This window comes from Aminobacter sp. P4_H6_2, assembly GCF_056400805.1.
The window spans coordinates 1-3212 of the sequence record NZ_JBFUKO010000606.1; the positions used below are offsets into that span (position 1 = coordinate 1).

At 62.4% G+C, this 3212-nt stretch carries 4 protein-coding genes; 3 read left to right on the plus strand and 1 reads right to left on the minus strand.

Going from position 1 to position 3212, the window contains the following annotated elements; translation table 11 throughout:
• The 3 genes from AC1DUU_RS27315 to AC1DUU_RS27325 all read left to right on the plus strand — a co-directional run.
• The coding region (locus AC1DUU_RS27315; RefSeq protein WP_476786485.1) for a hotdog family protein at nt 1-267 on the plus strand (267 nt) is incomplete at its 5' end.
• Nucleotides 268-301: 34 nt separating this feature from the next.
• On the plus strand, nt 302-937 hold the full coding sequence (locus AC1DUU_RS27320; protein WP_476786486.1) for a nuclear transport factor 2 family protein: 636 nt from the start codon (nt 302-304) through the stop codon (nt 935-937).
• A gap of 4 nt (nt 938-941) precedes the next feature.
• A complete protein-coding gene (locus tag AC1DUU_RS27325; protein ID WP_476786488.1) occupies nt 942-2036 on the plus strand; it encodes an oxidoreductase in 1095 nt (364 codons plus the stop codon).
• An 89-nt stretch (nt 2037-2125) separates the two neighbouring features.
• Here the strand turns inward: AC1DUU_RS27325 and AC1DUU_RS27330 are convergent.
• On the minus strand, nt 2126-3212 hold a 1087-nt coding region (locus AC1DUU_RS27330; RefSeq protein WP_476786487.1), incomplete at its 5' end, for a helix-turn-helix transcriptional regulator.

Consider the following 3212-nt stretch of genomic DNA (forward strand, 5'->3'; position numbering starts at 1 on the left):
TGCCTGACGTTTTCGCTGATCAACGGTTTCCTGCCGGAGCTATTCCAGGCGGAAGGTATGAAGATGGGCATCAACTATGGCTGTGACCGGATGCGCTTTCCAGCACCGGTGCCGGTCGGGTCGAAGGTGAGGGCGGTTGGCGAATTGGTCGATGCCGAGCTGCTGGCTGGCAATGCCGTGCAGACGACTGTGCGGGTGACCATCGAGATCGAGGGTTCGGCCAAGCCGGCCTGTGTCGCCGACATGGTCGGGCGGTACTATTTCTGAGGCGCTTGGCGCCGTTCAGGCATCGGAGACGACAATGGACACAACGAGCGAGGCGCTGGCCGAGATCCTGGCGCGACTGGACCGGCTTGAGTCGCGCGACGAAATCCGCCAGCTGATTTCCAAATATTCGCTGGCGCTCGACATGCGCGACATGAGTGCCATGGCGTCGCTGTTTGCACCCGACGTCAAGGTCGGGGGTGGCAAGTCGGGCAGGACCGCCCTGCGCGACTGGCTCGACGAGACCATGCGTAAGCAGTTCGACGGCACCTCGCACCATGTCGGCTCGACGATCATCGAGTTCGTCGACGCCGACAATGCGGTGGGCGTTGTCTACTCCAAGAACGAGCACGAATGCGGCGCCGAATGGGTCATCATGCAAATGATGTATTACGACCGCTACGAGCGCATCGACGGCCGCTGGTGCTTCCGCCGCCGTCAACCTCTCTACTGGTACGCCACCGACCTCAACAAGCCGCCGATCGGTTCGCGCAAGATGCGCTGGCCCGGCCGCGAACCCTATGAGGGTTCCTTCCACGACCTGTTCCCGTCCTGGAAGGAATTCTGGACGCGTTCCGGTCCCGACGAAGCGCTGCCGGAGCCGGCGCCGCTCGAGGCTTTCATCGAAACCATGCGCAAAGGCAATGAAGTCCGTGGAAACCGCGTACGCTGATAATATGATCGCCGATAGGCTCTTTCAGTCGATCAAGGTCGGTCAGCTGGATCTGGCAAACCGTATCGCCATGGCGCCGATGTCGCGCTATTTCTGCGCCGACGGTGTGCCCCATGAAAAGGTGGCGAGCTACTATGCGCGACGCGCGCTGAACCAGGTTGGCCTGATCATCACCGAGGCCACCTATATCGGCCACCCGACAGCACCAAGCTATGAGGGCGTACCTTATTTCGTCGGTGAGGCGGCTCTAGCCGGCTGGGTGAAGGTGCTCGCGGCGGTGCATGCGGCAGGCGGCAAGATCATGCCCCAGCTTTGGCACACCGGCAGCTTCCGCAATTCGGCCATGGCGCCGCACCCCGGCATTCCAGGCGCCGGGCCATCGGAAAACCTCAACGCCTTCACCGGTCATCCGGAACCGACAAAGGCGATGACGGAAAAGGCCATCATCGAGGTCATCGAGGCTTATGCGGACGCAGCCGAGGCGGCGCAGAAACTGGGCTTCGACGGCGTCGAGATCCATGGCGCGCATGGCTATCTGATCGACGAGTTCTTCTGGGCGACGACCAACAGGCGGGCCGATCGCTATGGCGGCGACCGTCGCGAGCGTACGCGCTTTGCCGTCGAGCTGATCGAAGCGATGCGCGCACGCGTTGGCTCCGATTTCCCGATTTCGTTTCGCTATTCGCAGTGGAAACAGCAGGACTACAAGGCCGTTCTCGGTGAAACGCCGGCGGAGTTGGCTGACGTTTTGGAACCGCTGGCCGATGCCGGTGTCAGCATCCTGCATTGCTCGACGCGCCGTGTGTGGGAACCAGGTTTTGCAGCTGAGGGCGATCTGACACTTGYCGGCTGGACGAAAAAGCTGACCGGCCTGCCAGTGATCGCGGTCGGCGGTGTCGGGCTTGACCGCCCAGGCTTGAATGCTGCGGAACCCGCGTCGCTGGACGCGATCGAAAAGGCGCTGGCACGCGACGAGTTCGACATTCTTGCCGTCGGCCGGGCGTTGCTTGCCGATCCGGGCTGGGTGCTCAAGGTCAAGCGGTGCCGCGCGCATGAAGGCATCGGCTATTCCAAGGAGCAGCTTAAGACGCTGTTCTGAGCAACAAGGACGAAAAAGCGCCGGGGACATCGTCCGCCGGCGCTTTTTCTTGTTGGTCTGTTGAATTCCGAGGAGACGGGCCAGCCCGCTTACGCAGCCTGGCGCGGACCTTGGCCGAGTATGACGGCGCTGTTCAACACCAGGCGGACCAGTTCGGTCTGGCGGGTGATGCCACTTTTGGAAAAGATCGAGCGCAGATGCGCGCGCGCCGTGTTGCGGCTGATGTCGAGCGAGGTTGCTGCATCTTCGAGCGACAGGCCGGCTGTCAGGCGACGGGCCACCGCTGCCTCGGCTGGCGTGAGGTCGAAGAGCTGGCGCACGAGTTCGCCCTCGACCTCGGGATTGGTCTCGGGGTCACGGATATAGACGGCGACTGCGGAATTCGCGGCGGCTGCGTTGCCGTTGCTGATGCGGATCGGCCGGACGATGACGCCGAGATTGCGCGAACCGGACTGTTTGGTCAGCGACAGACCGCGCGAAACAGTCGCTTCGCCACCGGCAGCCCCCTGCGTTGCTGCCTTGATGGCGTTTTGGAAATCTCGGTCTTCCTTGGCCAAAGTCGCGCGCAAGCGGTTGCCCTGGATCTGCAAGCCGTCGCGCGTTTCGAGGAAGCGAGTGGCCGCATCGGAGGCGCGGATGATCTTGCCGGAATGGTCCAGGATGACTACGCCGACATAGAGCTTGTCCATGACGTCGGAGTAGAGCGTGCGCTCGACCTCGGTAGCGCCCATGCGCCACGACATTTCAATGCCGCGGGATAGCTGGGACACCAGGATTTCGCAGACAGAGGCCGCATCATCGTCGAACTTGGGTCCGGCGCGGTCGCGGAAGAGCCACAAGGTGTAGCGGGCGGACTCGTCGGACGTGAGCAGCGTCGCCGACATCGGCTGGCAGCGCTCGGTGAGGTAGGCCAACTGAGCGGGGCGCCCGAGAGCGGTGCCTGATGCATCGATCATGTTCTCGTCGATCTCGGTGAAGACATAGTAGGTCTCGCCGGTACGTGCCCGATCCTCGATGACGACAACGGCCGCATAGGCGTCGAACTGTTCGCGGATCAGCTCCAGCGAGTTCCTGAGCGGCGCACCATTGAATACGCTGTCGGAGACGCGGTTCAGGAACAGTCCGAATTCGACGATCGATCTGGAATGAAAGGTCATTGGAACTCCCCGGTATTCT